This is a genomic window from Microbacterium sp. cf046, assembly GCF_900114345.1.
Lineage (GTDB): Bacteria > Actinomycetota > Actinomycetes > Actinomycetales > Microbacteriaceae > Microbacterium.
This window is the reverse complement of the sequence record NZ_FOZJ01000003.1, coordinates 312,550-328,405: the sequence shown is the minus strand read 5'-3', so window position 1 is coordinate 328,405 and position 15,856 is coordinate 312,550. Positions and strand designations below refer to the sequence as shown.

At 69.1% G+C, this 15,856-nt stretch carries 13 protein-coding genes; all 13 read right to left on the bottom strand.

What is annotated here, in order from left to right; genetic code table 11:
• Nucleotides 1–54: 54 nt before the first annotated feature.
• Nucleotides 55–1,578, bottom strand: a complete 1,524-nt coding sequence (locus BM349_RS14025; RefSeq protein ID WP_091707535.1) for an arabinosylfuranosidase ArfA — start codon at nt 1,576–1,578, stop codon at nt 55–57.
• A 48-nt stretch (nt 1,579–1,626) separates the two neighbouring features.
• Nucleotides 1,627–2,745, bottom strand: coding sequence for a glycerate kinase (locus tag BM349_RS14020; RefSeq protein ID WP_091709333.1), 1,119 nt, complete (start codon nt 2,743–2,745; stop codon nt 1,627–1,629).
• 56 nt (nt 2,746–2,801) lie between these two features.
• Entirely contained in the window at nt 2,802–3,848 is a 1,047-nt protein-coding gene (locus tag BM349_RS14015) for a LacI family DNA-binding transcriptional regulator (protein ID WP_091707534.1), read from the bottom strand.
• On the bottom strand, nt 3,845–4,732 hold the full coding sequence (locus BM349_RS14010; protein WP_091707533.1) for a sugar phosphate isomerase/epimerase family protein: 888 nt from the start codon (nt 4,730–4,732) through the stop codon (nt 3,845–3,847). Before BM349_RS14010 ends, BM349_RS14015 begins: the two co-directional genes overlap by 4 nt.
• Complete coding sequence (locus tag BM349_RS14005; protein WP_091707532.1) at nt 4,729–5,901, bottom strand: dihydrodipicolinate synthase family protein; 1,173 nt, start codon at nt 5,899–5,901, stop codon at nt 4,729–4,731. The genes BM349_RS14010 and BM349_RS14005 overlap by 4 nt, the downstream gene beginning before the upstream one ends.
• Nucleotides 5,902–5,905: 4 nt before the next feature.
• Nucleotides 5,906–7,126, bottom strand: coding sequence for a Gfo/Idh/MocA family protein (locus BM349_RS14000; RefSeq protein ID WP_175525310.1), 1,221 nt, complete (start codon nt 7,124–7,126; stop codon nt 5,906–5,908).
• A 101-nt stretch (nt 7,127–7,227) separates the two neighbouring features.
• Nucleotides 7,228–7,887, bottom strand: coding sequence for a hypothetical protein (locus tag BM349_RS13995; protein ID WP_254773912.1), 660 nt, complete (start codon nt 7,885–7,887; stop codon nt 7,228–7,230).
• Nucleotides 7,884–8,828 (bottom strand): carbohydrate ABC transporter permease, encoded by a 945-nt coding sequence (locus BM349_RS13990; protein ID WP_091707531.1) that lies wholly within the window; start codon nt 8,826–8,828, stop codon nt 7,884–7,886. Before BM349_RS13990 ends, BM349_RS13995 begins: the two co-directional genes overlap by 4 nt.
• Nucleotides 8,825–9,820, bottom strand: a complete 996-nt coding sequence (locus tag BM349_RS13985; RefSeq protein WP_091707530.1) for a carbohydrate ABC transporter permease — start codon at nt 9,818–9,820, stop codon at nt 8,825–8,827. Before BM349_RS13985 ends, BM349_RS13990 begins: the two co-directional genes overlap by 4 nt.
• A gap of 81 nt (nt 9,821–9,901) precedes the next feature.
• Nucleotides 9,902–11,206 carry an ABC transporter substrate-binding protein gene (locus BM349_RS13980; protein ID WP_091707529.1) on the bottom strand — a complete coding sequence of 435 codons (1,305 nt, stop codon included), beginning with the start codon at nt 11,204–11,206 and terminating at the stop codon, nt 9,902–9,904.
• Between the two features lie 233 nt (nt 11,207–11,439).
• On the bottom strand, nt 11,440–12,375 hold the full coding sequence (locus tag BM349_RS13975) for a family 43 glycosylhydrolase (protein ID WP_091707528.1): 936 nt from the start codon (nt 12,373–12,375) through the stop codon (nt 11,440–11,442).
• Nucleotides 12,372–13,466: a Gfo/Idh/MocA family protein gene (locus BM349_RS13970; protein ID WP_091707527.1), complete on the bottom strand. Its 1,095-nt coding sequence runs from the start codon at nt 13,464–13,466 to the stop codon at nt 12,372–12,374. Before BM349_RS13970 ends, BM349_RS13975 begins: the two co-directional genes overlap by 4 nt.
• Before the next feature lie 61 nt (nt 13,467–13,527).
• Complete coding sequence (locus BM349_RS13965; RefSeq protein WP_175525309.1) at nt 13,528–15,780, bottom strand: beta-galactosidase; 2,253 nt, start codon at nt 15,778–15,780, stop codon at nt 13,528–13,530.
• Nucleotides 15,781–15,856: the final 76 nt, after the last annotated feature.

Here is a 15,856-nt window from a genome sequence, read left to right as displayed (position 1 = left end):
CCGGTCTACGCCAGTCGGCGTCCGCCGAACAGGGGGGTGACTCCCCTCCGCGGCTCAGGCTCGCAGGGAGATGGCCGTCCACGACACCGGCGGCAGCGTCACGCGGAGGCGGCCGAGCTCGATCACAGCGGAGTCGTTCGCGACGGTTCCGACACGCGTCTGGTCCGCGAGGGTGTTGGCGGCATACAGGTCGTCGTCGTGGAGCAGGTGCGACTCGACGATCCTCACGTCGTGCCCCAGCGCCTCCGTGAGCCGGGCGAGATCGATCTCCACAGTCTCGGCATCCTTCAACGAGCGGTTCACCACGAACACGCTGGCGCCTTCGGAACCCACTGTCGCGACAGCATTGACCGAAGCGACTTCGCCGAAGCGCGCACTGTGGAACGTGCCCGACTCGATCGGCAGACGAACCGCGCGCTCACCCGCGAGGCGCGACGTGATCGAGAACGGGAAGAAGGTCGTCTGCCTCCACGTCGGTCCGCCGGGCTCGGTCATGATCGGCGCGATCACGTTCACCAGCTGTGCGAGGGATGCCGAGCGCACGCGATCGGAGTGCTGGAGGAGCGTGATCAGCAGGTCGCCGAACACCACCGCATCCAGCACGTGGTACTGGTCCTCGAGCTGGCGGGGAGCGATCGGCCACTCGTCGGGGCCGTACCTCACCGCCTGCTCCTCCCAATCCGTGAGGTACCAGATGTTCCATTCGTCGAACGAGAGCTGGACGCGCTTGTCGCCCTTCTTCACCGCGGCGACATGGTCGACGGTCGCCACCACGCTCTCGATGAACTTCTGCATGTCGACGGCCGAGGCGAGGAACTCCTGCGCGTCACCGTCGCGCTCCTGGTAGTACGCGTGGCAGGAGATGAAGTCGACGTCATCGAACGTGTGCTCGAGGACCTCCCGCTCCCATGCGCCGAAGGTCGGCATCGAGCGACCCGATGAGCCGCAGACGACGAGCTCGATCGAGGGGTCGAGCTGCCGCATCCCCTTCGCGGTGCGTGAGGCGAGCTTGCCGTAGTCGGCCGCGTTGCGGTGGCCGAGCTGCCACCACCCGTCCATCTCATTGCCGAGGCACCACACCTTCACGCCGAACGGCTCGGGATGCCCGTTCGCGGCGCGCTCGTCGGTGCGCGCGGTCTTGACCGATGTGTTCGCGTACTCGAGAAGATCGAGGGCCTCCTGCGTGCCACGCGTGCCGAGATTGACCGCGAGCATGAGTTCGCTGCCGACCTTGTCGAGCCAGGACTGGAACTCGTGCAGCCCGACCTCGTTGGTCTCGGTCGCGTGCCAAGCGAGGTCGAGGCGCCGCGGACGCCGGTCGACCGGGCCGATGCCGTCCTCCCAGCGGTAGCCGGAGACGAAATTGCCGCCCGGGTAGCGGATGGTCGAGACCCCCAGCTCCTTGACGAGCTCGATCACGTCGGTGCGGAAGCCCTCGGCGTCAGCAGACGGGTGGCCCGGCTCGAAGATGCCGTCGTAGATGTGCCGCCCGAGGTGCTCGACGAAGCCGCCGAAGATGCGTCGGTCGATCACCGCGATCTCGTCGCGGGGATCGAGGCGGGTGCGTGCGGTGTTCATGGAACTCCTTCGAGCGAGGCGGCCGGTCGTGCCGACGGACTGTTCGGATCAGGGTCGAGGCGCCGAGGCGCGGGCCAGCTCAGCGCCTGCGTCGCGCAGCCAGCGCGTCGGATCGGCCATCGCGGCTGCGCCGCCTCCGGCGAGGTCGCTCAGTGAGACGGACGCGGCGAAGCCCGAAGTGGCGGCATCCGGTGCGATGCGTCCTGCGACGAGGGCGACCGGCACGCCCTCCGCCGCCGCCAGCGCGGCGACGTGGGTGGGCGCCTTGCCCGCGGCCGACTGACCGTCGAACGAGCCCTCACCGGTGATGACGACGGATGCCGCGGCGAGCGCCCCGCGCAGGTCGATGAGTTCGGCGACTTCGGCCGCGCCGGGGACGAGCCGTGCTCCCCATGCGAGCAGCCCGTAGCCCGCGCCGCCGGCGGCACCGGCGCCCGGGCTGTCCGGATCGGCGGGCAAGACGGCCGCCAGGCGCGACAGGCCGGCATCGGCCTGTGCCACTTCCGCGGGGGTGAGGCCCTTCTGCGGTCCGAAGACCGCCGCGGAGCCGGACGCGCCGATCAGGGGGTTTGTCACATCGGTCAGCACGATGACCCCACCGGGAGGCAGCGGCCGGAGCCGCGACAGGTCCGCGGCCGCGACGGCGTCCAGACCCCGCGCGCCGAGCGGGATCGGCGCACCGGTGTCATCGGCGAACCGTGCACCCAGGCTCGTGAGCAGCCCGGTACCGCCGTCGGTGGACGAGCTGCTGCCGATGCCGAGCACGAGCCGCGAGACGCCGTGGTCGAGCGCGGCGACGATCGCTTCGCCGAATCCGCCCGTGTGGGCATCGAGCGGCTGGAGGTCGACCCCGAGCAGCTCGATGCCCGACGTCGACGCGAGCTCGACGACCCCGGTGCCGGCCGGAGCATCGGCGGACGGCGGGAGGAGGAGCCAGGATGCCGAAACCGGGCGCCCGTGCGGACCGGTCACCGTGATCGGCATCCGGATGCTGCCCGTGATCGCCGCGGCGAACGCGTCGAGGGTGCCCTCGCCGCCGTCGGCCATCGGCCGTGCCACCAGCTCCGCGTCGGGGGCGACCCTGCGCCAGCCGGCGGCGAGCGCTTCGGCGGCGTCCGCGGCGCCGATCGATCCCTTGAAGCTGTCGGGGGCGAGAACGACCGTCATCGCTGCCTTTCGCTCGGTGCCGTCATCGGGCATCGTCTCTCCACGCGTGGCGCCCGCTAGGCCGAGGGCACGAGAGGCGTGCTCTCGCGCACGACCACCTCGAGCGGCAGGGGGCCGGCATCGGCATCCCACTCGTCGTCGACGGCCGCGCGCAGCGCGAGGTAGCCGACGTCTTCGAGCGGAACCTTGACCGTGGTCAACCCGGGTGTGACGTCGCGCCCGGCGGGGATGTCATCGAAGCCGCACAGGGCGATGTCGGACCCGACGACTCGTCCGGCCTCGCGTACGGCCGACATCGCGCCGATCGCGACGACGTCGCTGATCGCGAAGACGAGGGTGCCCGGCTCGACGCCGTCGGCTATTGCCCGAGTCATCAGGTCGGAACCGGACTCGCGCGTGAAGCCGCCGCGGTACACCCGAGACACCGAGCCGCCGGCTGCGGCGAACCCCTCGGTGAAGCCGCTCGTGCGGTCATCGGACGTGAGCACCCCTTCGCCGGCCGCGAGCACGATGGCGTCGCGGTAGCCGCGCGCGCCCAGCTCGAGACCGAGGGCACGCGCGCCGCTGGCATTGTCGACGATCACGGACCGGACTTCACCGGCTCCGGGCCCCAGCGCGACGACGCGGCCCCCTGTCGACGCCAGCGCGTCGAGCTCCGCCTGGACCACGGGATCGGACGACTCGGTCGTGCGCGATGCGGCCAGGATGAGCCCGCGCGGCCTCTGTCCGCGGAGAGCCCGGACGAGCCGCGCTTCGCGTTCGGGGTCGCGCTCCGTGATCGCGATCGTCACGACCAGTCCCGCTTCGTCGGCACCGCGGGCCACGCCGGCTGCGATCTGCCCGAAATACGGGTCGGCGATGTCGGCGACCAGCAGCGCGATGATCGCGGAGGTGCCACGGGCCGTGGCCTGCGCAGAGAGGTTCGCGGTGTAGCCGAGCTCGGCGGCGGCCGCCTCGACCCGCTCGCGATACGTTTCGGCGACTTTGCGCGTCGAGCCGTTCAGCACTCGGGATGCGGTCGCGAGGGAGACCCCGGCAGCGCGGGCGACATCATGCAGCGTCGGCGCCGAGGCGCGAGCCCGCTCCGTCGTCGTGTCGCTCACGAGGCAGAGTCTACGGGTGCGGCCAAGTGGGGCGAGATCGCCGAGCCGAAGGTCTCGGCGGTGCGCCGGACGACGTTCTCCGGGGTGTCGGCCCAGATCTGCTCGTTGAAGATCTCGACCTCGATGTCGCCCCGATAGCCGGCGTCGAGCACGGCCGAGGTCAGGGATTCGAAGTCGATGACGCCGTCGCCGGGGTAATGCCGGCCGAGCAGCACGTCGGCCGGAAGCGGGGTTCTCCAGTCGCACACCTGGTAGGTTGCGATGCGGCCCTCGCGCCCGGCGCGGGCGATCTGGTTCAGCACGTCGGGATCCCACCAGATGTGGAAGGTGTCCACGGTCGCGCCGACCACGGTCGGGTCGAAATCCGCCGCGATGTCGAGCGCTTGACGGAGTGTCGAGACGACGGCCCGGTCCGAGGCGTACATCGGATGCAGGGGCTCGAGTGCGAGCGTGACACCCGCGGCTGCGGCATCCGGAACGAGTTCGCCGATCGCATCGCGCACGCGCTCCCGCGCGCCGATGAGGTCGCGGGATCCCTCTGGGAGGCCGCCGGCGACCAGCACGAGGATCGGGGTGGACCCTTCGGCGCCGGCGGCTGCGAGCGTTGCGGCCTCCTCGATCGCGGCGCGGTTGTCGTCGATCGCTGCTCGGCGCGCCGGCCCTTCGGGGAGGGTGAAGAATCCGCCGCGGCAGTGCGTCGTGAAGCGGAGGCCGGAGTCGGTGAGCAGGCGCGCCGCGGTCGCGAGACCGACTTCCTGCACGGGTTCACGCCACAGTCCGATCGCCTGCACCCCTGCCGCCGCGGTGACGCGCAGCGCGGTCGCGAGGTCGGCGTGCTTGATCGTGGCCTGGTTGATCGAAAGGCGCGGATCGGGGGTGATCATGCATCCACTCCGTTCAGGCGCAGCATTCCGTGCCAGCGCTCGGCAGCCAGTTCGGGCTGCTCGAGAGCGTGGGACGCGTTCGCGAGTTCCACGATGCGGCTGAGGTGCGGCAGGCTGCGCGCCGAGTGCAGTCCGCCCACCATCTGGAACGCGGACTGGTGGCCGTTGAGCCACGCCAGGAACGCGACACCGGTCTTGTAGTAGAAGGTCGGCGCAGCGAAGACCTGCCGGCTGAGCTCCTCGGTCGGACCGAGCAGCGCGAGGTAGCGGTCGGGGTCGCCCGCGTCCAACGCCTGGATCGCCGCCGAGGCGACGGGCGTGATCGCGGCGAAGGCGCCCAGCAGGGCATCGGAATGCCCGTCGCCCTGCCCGACCGTATCGCCGCCGATCAGGCCGACGTAGTTGAAGTCGTCCCCGGTGAACATCCGCACACCCTCGGGAAGACGCTCGCGCACCGAGACCTCGGCGTCGGCATCCAGCAGGCTCATCTTGACGCCGGCGATCTTGTCGGGGTGCTCCCCGATGATGTCGAGCAGGACGTCGGATGCCGCGGCCTGATCGGTCGAGCCGAAATAGCCCGCGAGCGACGGGTCGAACGCGGTGCCGAGCCAGTGCAGGACCACTGGTGTGGTCGCGCTGGAGAGCACCTCGCGGTAGACGCGGCGATAGTCGTCGGCGGTCGCCGCCGCGCGGGCGAGGTGCCTGCTGGCCATGAGCACAGGCCCGGCGCCCTGCTCCTCGGTGAAGTGCAGCTGCTCCTTGTAGGCGTCGATGATCGCGTCGAGCTCGATCCACTCCTGATCGATGTGGTCGGTGTTGACGCCGACCACGACCGATCCGCCCTCTTCGCGGGCGACCTCGGCGCTGCGGGCGATCAGTTCGCGGGTGGCGACGGCATCCAGCCCCATGTTGCGCTGAGCGGTGTCCATCGCATCGGCGACGCCGAGACCCCACGAATAGACCGAGCGGCGGAACGCCAGAGTGGAGTCCCAGTCGATCTCGGCCGGCTGACCGGGGGTGTTGTCGGCCCAGACCTTCGGCACGACGTGCGCGGCGGCATACGCGACACGGCTGCGCAGCGGTTCGGCCGGGCGGGTGAACGCGGGCGCCTCGGCCAGCTCGGCCGTCGAGGTCGTGCCCTCGGGGTCCAGGAGGGTCAGCAGGGGCATCGGGTCACTCCAGCGTCAGGGTGCGCAGGGCGACCTTGCGACCTTCGCGGCTGGACTCGAGACCCGCTTCGGCCAGCAGCACGCCGCGGGCGCCGGAGAGCAGGTCGAACTCGTACGGGGTTCCCTCGACGTAGGAGACCAGGAACTCCTCCCACTGCTGCCGGAACCCGTTCTGGAACACGTCGTTCACGGGCAGCTCGGCCCAGTCGGCGTCGTAGTCGTGGTCGTCGGCGAGGTCAGGGTTCCAGACGGGCTTGGGCGTTGCGTTCCGATGCTGGATCTTCGCGCCGAACAGCCCGACGACCGCGGAGCCGTGGGTGCCGTCGACGTGGAACTCGACGAGCTCGTCCCGGTTCACGCGGACGGTCCACGAGGAGTTGATCTGCGCGACGATCGGCCCGTTCTCGGGGCCGCCGTCGAGCTCGAAGACGCCGTACGCCGCGTCTTCGGCGGTGGCCGCGTAGGGCTCGCCGTTCTCGTCCCAGCGGGTGGGGATGTGGGTGGATGCCTGCGCGTACACGGTCTCGACCTTGCCGAACAGGTTCTCGAGCACGTAGTTCCAGTGCGGGAACATGTCGACGATGATGCCGCCGCCGTCTTCGACCCGGTAGTTCCAGCTGGGGCGCTGCGCGGGCTGCCAGTCGCCCTCGAAGACCCAGTAGCCGAACTCGCCGCGCACCGAGAGGATGCGGCCGAAGAAGCCCGACTCGATCAGCCGCTTGAGCTTCTGCAGCCCCGGAAGATACAGCTTGTCGTGCACCACGCCGGTCTTCACGCCGGCAGCGGCCGCGAGGTTGGCGAGCTCGAGCGCTTCCGCGGCGGTCTCGGCCGTGGGCTTCTCGGTGTAGATCGTCTTGCCGGCGGCGATCGCCTTGCGGAGGGCAGAGGAACGGGCCTTCGTCACCAGGAAGTCGGCGTAGATCTCCCAGCGCGGGTCGGCGAGGGCGGCATCCAGATCGGCCGTGTAGTCCTCGATGCCGTGCTTGGCCGCCAGCTCCGCGAGCTTGGCCTCGCTGCGGCCGACCAGAATCGGCTTCACGGTGACGCGCGTGCCGTCGGGCAGCTCGATGCCGCCCTGGTCGCGGATCGCGAGGATCGAGCGCACCAGGTGCTGGCGGTACCCCATGCGGCCCGAGACGCCGTTCATGATGATGCCGATCTCACGGACGGCGGGACGGGCGTCGGGCGTCGCGGCGGGAGCCGGGGCGAGGGAGGTGTCAGTCACGGGATCCTGCTTTCGTGGATGGATCGGTCAACATCGGAAGACTTTGGGTAAACGCTTTCCAGCAGTTTGGCATGCCGAACGAAGCAGACGCAAATGCGCCGTCAGCGGCGCCTTCGGCGTGCCGGGATCGCGACGACGGCCAGGGCGACGCAGCCCAGGGCCGGAATGACGAGGGGCACGAGCATCCAGGTCGCAACACACACGAAGGCAGCAGTGGCGACGAGGAACAGCACGCCGGTGACATCGGCGCGGAGTGCGGCGGGAACGCCGCGCATCGCCCCACTCCAGCCGGCGTCCGGGCCCCAGGCGCCTGCGGCGGCGAGAAGGGTGACGGCCACGGCCGCGAGACCGAGCCAGCCGACGGCCGCGACAGCGACGCCTCCCGGCAGGGCACCGGATGCGGCGAGGTCGATGTCGAGCACGAGGAGCAGCACGAGGACAAGCCCCAGCGCGCCGACGACGAGCCCACCGGGCAGCGCCTTCAGGTAGTCCTGCCAGAACCGACGCTGCGGAGAGGCCTCGGCATTCAGGTAGCGGCGCAGGTGACGGATGCCGGCGGCCAGGGCCGCGGGCAGGGTGACCAGCAGCAGCCCGCCCACCGCGATGAGCAGTCCGGTCAGCAGCACCTCGCCGAACAGGGCGAACGCACCGGTGGCTCCGGGGAAGCGCATCGGGGCACGCTCCTCGAGCACCGGTCCGGCGCCCGAGAGGTCGGCCCGACGGGCCGCCTTCTGCTCGCGCCGGCTCATGACCACGGTCATCCCTTCAGCCCCTGCGTCGCGACGCCGTCGACCAGGAACCGTTGGAACACGAGGAAGAACAGCAGCACCGGAAGCAGCGCGATGAACGATGCGGTGACGGTCGCCCCGAAGTCGCTCGAGGAGCTCTGGTCGTTGTACAGCCGCAGCGCGATCGGGAGCGGGTAGTTCTCCGGGCTGGTGAGGTACAGCAGGGGTCCGAGGAAGTCGTTCCAGGCCCAGATGAACGAGAAGATCGCGCAGGTGATCAGGGCGGGGCGGATCAGCGGCAGGATGATCGACCAGAAGATGCGGAGGTGTCCGGCGCCGTCGATGCGGGCGGCTTCGTCCATGTCGCGGGGCATCTGGCGGATGAACTGCACGAGCAGGAACACGAAGAACGCTTCGGTGGCGAGGAATTTCGGCAGCAGAAGCGGGACGAATGTGTCCACCAGGCCCAGATTGTTGAACAGGATGTACTGGGGGATGATCAGCACGTGGAACGGCAGCAGCAGCGTTCCGATCATCGCAGCGAACAGGATGCCGAGTCCCTTGAACTGGATGCGGGCGAACGCATACGCGGCCAGCGCCGAGGACAGCACGGTTCCTATCACCGAGCCGACGGCGATGATGAAGGAATTCAGGAAGAACTTCGCCATGGGAACGCCCGCGATGCCTTCGGAGACCTTGGCGTAGTTCTCCAGGGTGGGGTTGTCCGGGAGCAAGCCCATGTTCACGCCGAACTCGCCGTTGGGCTTGAACGTCGACAGGAACAGCCAGACCAGCGGGTAGAGCACGACCGCGGTGAGAGCGATCAGCACGACGAACCAGACGACGGTCTGCCAGGTCTTGCGCTTCACGCGGCGGCGCGGCGGACCAGGGGTGGGGGCACCGGTCTGGTCGGCGCCGTCGAGCTGGTTCTCGACCATCGCCAGTGCGGGTTCGGAGAAGGATGCAGTGGTCATTTGCTGTCTCCCGAGTAGTGGACCCAGGATCGCTGGGTGCGGAAGAGGATGAAGGCGATGATCGCGACGACGATCAGCAGCACCCAGGCGATCGCGGAGGCGTAGCCCATCTGTCCGTCGGAGAAGCCGCGCTTGTACAGATACAGCGTGATGAAGTTCGTCATGCCTGCGGGTCCGCCGGAGCCGTTGCTGATGATGTAGGCGGACGCGAACACCTGGAAGGCGCCGATCAGGCCGAGCAGCAGGTTGAAGAAGATCACCGGGGACAGCAGCGGGATCGTCACCGCCCGGAAGCGGTGGAAGGGACCGGCGCCGTCCATCTCGGCCGCCTCGTACAGCTCTTTGGGGATCTGCTTCAGCCCGGCGAGGAAGATCACCATCGTGGCGCCGAACATCCACACCGACAGCAGGATCATCATCGGCAGCACGAGGTCGGGGTTGCCGACCCAGCCGCCCAGGTTGATGCCGAACAGGCTCAGCCCGTTGTCCACCGGGCCGTCGGCGGCGAACATCGCACGCCACACGATCGCGACCGACACCGAGCCGCCGATGAGCGAGGGAGCGTAGAACGACGAGCGGAAGAATCCCGCTCCCTTGTCGCGGAAGTTCAGCAGCATCGCCACCAGCAGCGCCGCGATCAAGGTGATCGGCGTTCCCACCAGCACGTAGATCAGGGTGATCTGCGCCGACTGGATGAAGGCGGGGTCATCCGTGAACATCCGGATGTAGTTGTCCAGGCCGATCCACTTCGGCGGCTGGAAGATGTTGTAACTCGTGAACGAGAGATAGAGCGAGTACGCCATCGGGATGATCGTGAGACCGAGGAACCCGATCAGCCACGGAAGCAGGAACGTGTAGCCGGCGAGAGATTCCCTGCGCAGCCGCGCCTTCTGGCCGGGGCGGTTCAGGTGCTCCGGTCGCTCCCGACGCAGCAGCGCCCGCCGTGACGACTTCTGGCCGGTCACGATAACTCTGGTCGAAGTAGTGGTCATCGTCGACTCTCCCGGTTCGCTCTTGCGGATGGATGGATTGGGTTCCGGGGCCTGGACATTCCGTCCAGACCCCGGACGTTTCTACTGGTTGAGGACCACGTCCATCTCGGAGAAGAACTGGGCGACAGCGTCTTCGACGGTGATGGTTCCGAAGTTCAGCTCGGTGCCCAGCTGGCGGAACTTCTCCTCCAGCGTGCCGTAGCCGACGATCGGGACCGGCGGGGCATCGCCCAGGCGGTCGGCGATGGATGCCTCGTAATCCTTGACCTGCTGGCTCAGCGGGTCGAGTTCAGCCGCGGCAAGCGCCGTCTCAGAGGCCGGGAGGCCGCGGTTCGTGCCGAAGATCTCTCCCGACTCAGGCGAGTTGACCAGGAAGTTCACCAGGGTCGCCGCCGCCTCAGGGTGATCGGTCTTCGCCGAGATCGCGTGCAGCATGGACGGCTTCAGGTACAGATCCTTCGCACCCTCCTTCGTCACCGGAGGAGCGATCAGTCCGAGCTCGGTGTAGCCCGCGCCGAGGCCGGCGAGGTAGCCGGCACCGAAGTTGTCCCAGGTGAGCTCGGCCGCGGTCAGCGCGGTGTCGAAGCCGCCCTTGGGGAGGACCTCTTCGAGGCGCTGCTGCGGGATGCCGATGCCGTCGCGGATGTCCGCGCCGGACTCCCAGAACTCGGTGAGGCGCTCTTCGTCGAAGCCGGGCTCGCCGTCTTCGCTGAACAGGTAGGAGCCCTCGGAGCGCAGCTGGAGCTCGAAGTTCTGGATGCGGCCGGAGAAGTCGGTGCCGCCCCAGAACGCGCCGTCGGCGCCGGCGGTGATGTCACCGAGCCAGTCGGTGTAGTCCTCCCAGTCGCCGCCCTCGAACTCGTCCACACCGGCGGTCTCGAGCAGGACCGGGTTGGTGAACAGGCCCCACGCGTTCGTCGAGGTCGGGATGCCGGTGGTCACGCCGCCGACGACCCCGATGTCGAGGATGTTCTGCGGGAGCGGGTCGGTCTCGATGATGTTTCCGAGGTACGGGTCCAGGGGCAGCAACAGGTTGTTCTCGGAGTACTGCCGCAGGTACGAGTAGTCGAACTGCATGACGTCCGGCAGATTGCCGCCGGCCGCTTCGGTCTGACGCTTCTCCCAGAACTCCGGGAATCCGAGGAACGTCGCGTTGACCGTGATGTTCGGGTATTCCTCGTTGAACGCGGCGATCGCCTCGTTGTAGAGCTCAGCGCGAATGTCGTTGCCCCAGAACGCGAGGTCGAGGGTGACCTTCTCGTCCGGGTCGAACGTCGGGGCGGCGTCTGGGGCCGCGCTGCCGCTGCCACCTGCGCATCCGGCGAGGGCGATCGCTGCGCCGGCCGCAATGGCGACGGCTGCGAGGGTCCGCTTCCTATTGAACATCCTTGTCCTCTCATTTCGAACGTCCGCGTTCCTTGTGCTCCGCTGAACGTTCGTCGTCCTGTGTGGCGGTGGGTGTGCTTTCCTCGGTGCATGGGAAAGCGCTTGCCGGTTACCGTACTACGCGATGAATCGATTCGCAAGAACTTTGTGGAAATCGCTTTCCCGGAGTGCTCCGAACGGGAATCTCGACGTCGGTCCCATCCCGCAGCCCCCCGCGAGGGGTGTGGCCGGCGTCATGGGGCGCACCGCAGCTCGCCGTCGACAACGGTCAAACGGGCGCGGTACACGGCGCAGCGTCGGTCATCGATCACGTCCTGCTCCGGGGGCGGAACAGCCGCGCGCCGGGGATGTCCGAAGTAGTAGAACCAGACGTCCTCGCCGTCGCGCACTGCCGCGCCGTGGTGACCGAAGCCGGTGGCGGGCACGTCGGCGGCGCCGAGGATGACGGCATCCGGTCCGCCCTGCCGCGTCCACGCGACCGCATCGGCCGACCGGTAGACGCCCATTCCCCGCCACTCGTCGACGATCATCCACCAGCTGCCGCCGAGTTCGAGAACGTATGGCCCCTCGTGGGCACGGCCGCCGATGGCCGTCCCCTCGACGCGCCACGTCTCCAGATCCGTGGATGCGGCGACCTTCGTCACGGAGTCGGCGGCCTCGTCCTTGAACCAGAGCCTCCACCGGCCATCGGGGCAGCGCGCAACCGCCGCATCGATGACGCGGTCACTGCTCAGCGAGATCGGCCCGCGCCGTCTCCACCCGCGCAGGTCGTCGGACACATACTCGACGATCGTGCGCGCGAATCCCGGCCAGCGATCGGGGATGCCGTCGATCTCGGTGAGATACATGCGCCAGCGCTCGCCGTCGTGGATCACCTCGGGCGCCCAGTGCGTCACGTCGACCTCACCGGGAGGTGGTCCTGCGCGCAGCGTGAGGCCGGCGGCATACGGTTCGAGCGTGCCCGCATAGGTCCACGCGACGCCGTCGGGCGACTGCGCGACGCCGATGCGGCTGCCGTGCACCCAGGCCACGCCCGGGCCCGCATCGGGGTGGGTGGCCCGGCGCTGCGTGTAGAACATCCACCAGACGCCGTCGGTGATGACCACGGTGGGATCGGTCGCGCCGTCGTAGACCGGGTCGCGGTACAGCTCCACCGGTTGCGGAGTCATGTCCGGATGGCGCGCATGTCGCTGACCGGGCTCGCGAAGCCGCTGCGGTGCGTCGGGTGCGTCGCGAGATCGACAGGGGTGATCACCGCGCCGTCCGCCGCGGCGGAGGCGTAGATCGCCGCGACGATCTCGAACGAGCGCGCCGGGTCTGTCGCCGTCGGCGGCAGCCGGTCACCCGCGAGCAGCGCGTCGAACACGTCGCGCAGCAGCGGCTCGTGGTCGCTGCGCTCCTCGTGATCGGGCAGTGCCCACGCTGCCGCCTCGCGTTCGAGACCCGGCACCGGCGTGATCGCCCAGTTCTGATGGCCATGGCCGTACAGGTGCTCGACCGTGATCGTCGCCTTCTGCGTGTCGATGCGGATCGAGCTCACCTCTCGCGGTGACACGGCGCTCGTGACGACCTGCGCGACGACACCGCTCTCGAACGTGATCGTGGCGGTCGAGGCATCCTCCGTCTGCGTCTGGCGATCGAGCCGCCAGAGGCGCCCCTGCACGCCCGCCCAGTCGCCGAGGAGGAACGCCAGCAGATCGAGCTGATGGATGCCGTGGCCCAGCGTCGTGCCGCCGCCCTCGGTCTCCCACCTCCCGCGCCAGGGAACGGCGAAGTAGGCCGCGTCGCGGTACCAGAGCGTCTGGCACACCGCGATCAGCGGGCGGCCGAGCGCGCCGGCCTGAAGGAGCCGGCGAACGTGCGCGGCGGCGGTGCCGGTGCGCTGCTGGAACACGACAGCGAGCTGCCGATCGGCTGCGGCGGCGGCGGCGCGCATCTCGTCGAGTTCGTCGAGCGAGGACGCCGGCGGCTTCTCGACCACGACGTGAGCACCTGCGGCGAACGCCTGAAGGGTCTGTCCGTGGTGCGCGCCGGGCGGGGTGCAGATGAGCACGACGTCGGGGTGCTCGGCGGCGAGCAGTTCGTCGAGGTCGTCGTAGACGGCCGGTACGTCCCACTGCGCGGCGAAGTCATCGGCGACGGTCCGGTGCAGATTCGTCACCGCCACGAGTCGGGCGTGCGGGTGCGCGGCGACCGCGCGTGCGTGCAGGTGGGCGACCGCCCCCGTGCCGACGAGGGCGCAGCGCAGCGAGGTTGTCATGGGAGTCTCCGCATCGGGGGAAAAGCGTCAGGTCCACCCTAGAAGATCACGCGGGAAAGCGCTATCCCACTCCGACGATCTCAAACTCCCCGGCAGCAGCGTCATCGCGCGTCGCGGCCCGGGTCCACCGCGTAGAGATCACGCGCGTGATGTTCCGCACCCCGCACAGGAGGCTGTCCGCCGCCACCCGCGCACGAGCCTCGCCGTCGAGATCGATCAGGCTCTCGGGCGTGATCGGAACGATGTGCAAAGTGAGTTCAGCATGCGGGGGAAGGTCAGTGAGGTCGATGCGCCACGGCAGTCCGTCCCAGAACCGATCCCGGATCACGACGCCGCCCGCGCGAAGCTGCGCGACATCGCCCTCCCACTCGATGACGAGTTCGGCACGATCACCATCGGCGGTTGTGTCGATCGAAGGCGCATCGATCCTCCACACCGCCGCGACCTCGTCGATCTGAGCGTCGGTGGGCGCGGTCGATCGTCCCATGAACTCCCCGAAGCGAACAGGCGGCCGCTCACCGGCGCGAATCGGCTGCGCCGTCACCCGAACCGAGCCGGGCGTGGACGACGTGACGAAATGGACTGGTTCGAACCGGATCCCCGTCCACCGCGCCGCGTCGGGCTGATGCGCCGCCCGGACAACGAGACCCTCCCCCTCCAGCCACACCGGATCGAGGGAGTCGATGAGCTCCTCGCCCAGGTACCAAAGGCGCTCGGCCTGGCGCTCGTCGACGACGAGAATCCGAAGCGCTCCGTTCGCCACCACCGACGTGCCGGGCTCGATGTCCACAGCCTCCTCTGCGAAGACATCGTCGCCGGCACTGTTGCGCAGGCTGGTGCCGGCGGCGAACCGAACGCGCGGGGCGATACCGTCGTGCGCGCGCAGCACCACGGTCGGAATCGCGCCTCCGGCCACGCCCGCGACGGACGCCGTCGCCCACTCGAAGCGCACGCCCGCGAAGTCGAGGCGGAGCGGCCAGCGCGCGATGACGCCGCTCGGAATGCCGACGGGCCGGTCGGGCACGATGACATCTCCCCCGCTCAGAGCGATCTGAAACTGCACGTCCGGCGAACCGGACAGCGGTTCGTGCGGCTGATGGGTGTTGATGAAGAGGAATCCGCTTTCACCGTCGGTGCGCACGGCCCAGCGCAGAGAGGTGAGGTCGTGCACGTCGACGGGGGCGTCATCGGGCAGCGAGCTGTGCATCTGCACCAGCCGGTCGCCGAAGGCGTCGAGGAAGGCGTTGTGGTCGCGCAGCAGGCCGAGGCTCGAGCCGGGATGCCCGGTCGCGCCGAACGCCGCCTGGAAGTCGTAGTCGAAGCGGGGAAGGTCGTTCGGGTACCCGCTCGCGTGGCTCTCCTGGATGTGGTCGGCGGGATTCGTGCCGCCGACGTACATGTAGAAGCCCTGCCATGCCGACCCGTTGCCGATCTTGACGTTGGCCACCGCGGCGATGTCGCGACCACGCGCGATCGGGCGGCGGTGATAGGCCGTCGCCATGCCGCCGCCGAGCTCGCACGTCGCCGGCGGGAACTCCGGATCGATGTCGCGAACGACGATCTCGACACCCTCTTCGCGGAAGTCCCCGCCCACGCCCGGGTCGTCCCAGACGTGCGTGAACCGGAAGTGGTCGCGGAAGCTGTCGTCCCATGTCGAGCCCTGACCCGCCCAGAACCCGTCCGCGTATCCGCTGTACAGCGGGAAGACCTCGTGCGGGGGAAGGATCGCGCCGCCCCACCCCGTCGCCGTCCACAGCGGGGCGGAAAGCCCCGCGTCGCGGGCGAGCTGCTTGAGGGTGGCGATGTGCTCAGGCTGGTCGTAGAGCTCGTTCTCGATCTGGATGCCGATCACGCGGCGGTCGGGACCGCAGAAGGGTGCGACCTGCGCCGCCACCTGCTCGTACCACGCCTTCGCGAGCTCGAGGTAGACGGGATCGTTCGTGCGCGCGTCCGGCGCGGCCTCGACGACCCAATCCGGATGACCGCCGTTGCGCACCTCCCCGTGGCACCACGGGCCGATCCGCACGATCACATCCACACCGACCCGCTCGGCCGTCTCCAGGAACGCCGCAATGTCCAGGTCGCCCTCGAAGCTGACTTCGCCCCGCACCGGCTCGTGGTGGATCCAGAACACGTAGGTCGACACCGAGGTGAGCCCTGATGCGACCATCAGCCGGAGGGTCTCTTCCCATCGACCTCTCGGGATGCGGCTGAAATGCAGCTCCCCGGTCACGGGAAGCGCCGGCTTGCCGTCGATCTCGATCCATCTGCTGGTCAGGCGCACCCGCGAGTGCGGATTGGTCGCATTGCTCATCGCGGGTTCCCTCAGCGGCGGCCGCGAATCGATCAGTCGAATCGAGCGCGTGCCAGGGGTGGTCGTCACCATGGAT

Bases quoted from the DNA above. Each gene is read 5' to 3' on its own strand.
- BM349_RS13980 (WP_091707529.1), bottom strand. From the start codon at position 11,206: ATGTTCAATAGGAAGCGGACCCTCGCAGCCGTCGCCATTGCGGCCGGC.
- BM349_RS13995 (WP_254773912.1), bottom strand. From the start codon at position 7,887: ATGACCGTGGTCATGAGCCGGCGCGAGCAGAAGGCGGCCCGTCGGGCC.
- BM349_RS13985 (WP_091707530.1), bottom strand. From the start codon at position 9,820: ATGACCACTACTTCGACCAGAGTTATCGTGACCGGCCAGAAGTCGTCA.
- BM349_RS14020 (WP_091709333.1), bottom strand. From the start codon at position 2,745: ATGACGGTCGTTCTCGCCCCCGACAGCTTCAAGGGATCGATCGGCGCC.
- BM349_RS14005 (WP_091707532.1), bottom strand. From the start codon at position 5,901: ATGCCCCTGCTGACCCTCCTGGACCCCGAGGGCACGACCTCGACGGCC.
- BM349_RS13970 (WP_091707527.1), bottom strand. From the start codon at position 13,466: ATGACAACCTCGCTGCGCTGCGCCCTCGTCGGCACGGGGGCGGTCGCC.
- BM349_RS13975 (WP_091707528.1), bottom strand. From the start codon at position 12,375: ATGACTCCGCAACCGGTGGAGCTGTACCGCGACCCGGTCTACGACGGC.
- BM349_RS14010 (WP_091707533.1), bottom strand. From the start codon at position 4,732: ATGATCACCCCCGATCCGCGCCTTTCGATCAACCAGGCCACGATCAAG.
- BM349_RS14025 (WP_091707535.1), bottom strand. From the start codon at position 1,578: ATGAACACCGCACGCACCCGCCTCGATCCCCGCGACGAGATCGCGGTG.
- BM349_RS13965 (WP_175525309.1), bottom strand. From the start codon at position 15,780: ATGAGCAATGCGACCAATCCGCACTCGCGGGTGCGCCTGACCAGCAGA.
- BM349_RS13990 (WP_091707531.1), bottom strand. From the start codon at position 8,828: ATGACCACTGCATCCTTCTCCGAACCCGCACTGGCGATGGTCGAGAAC.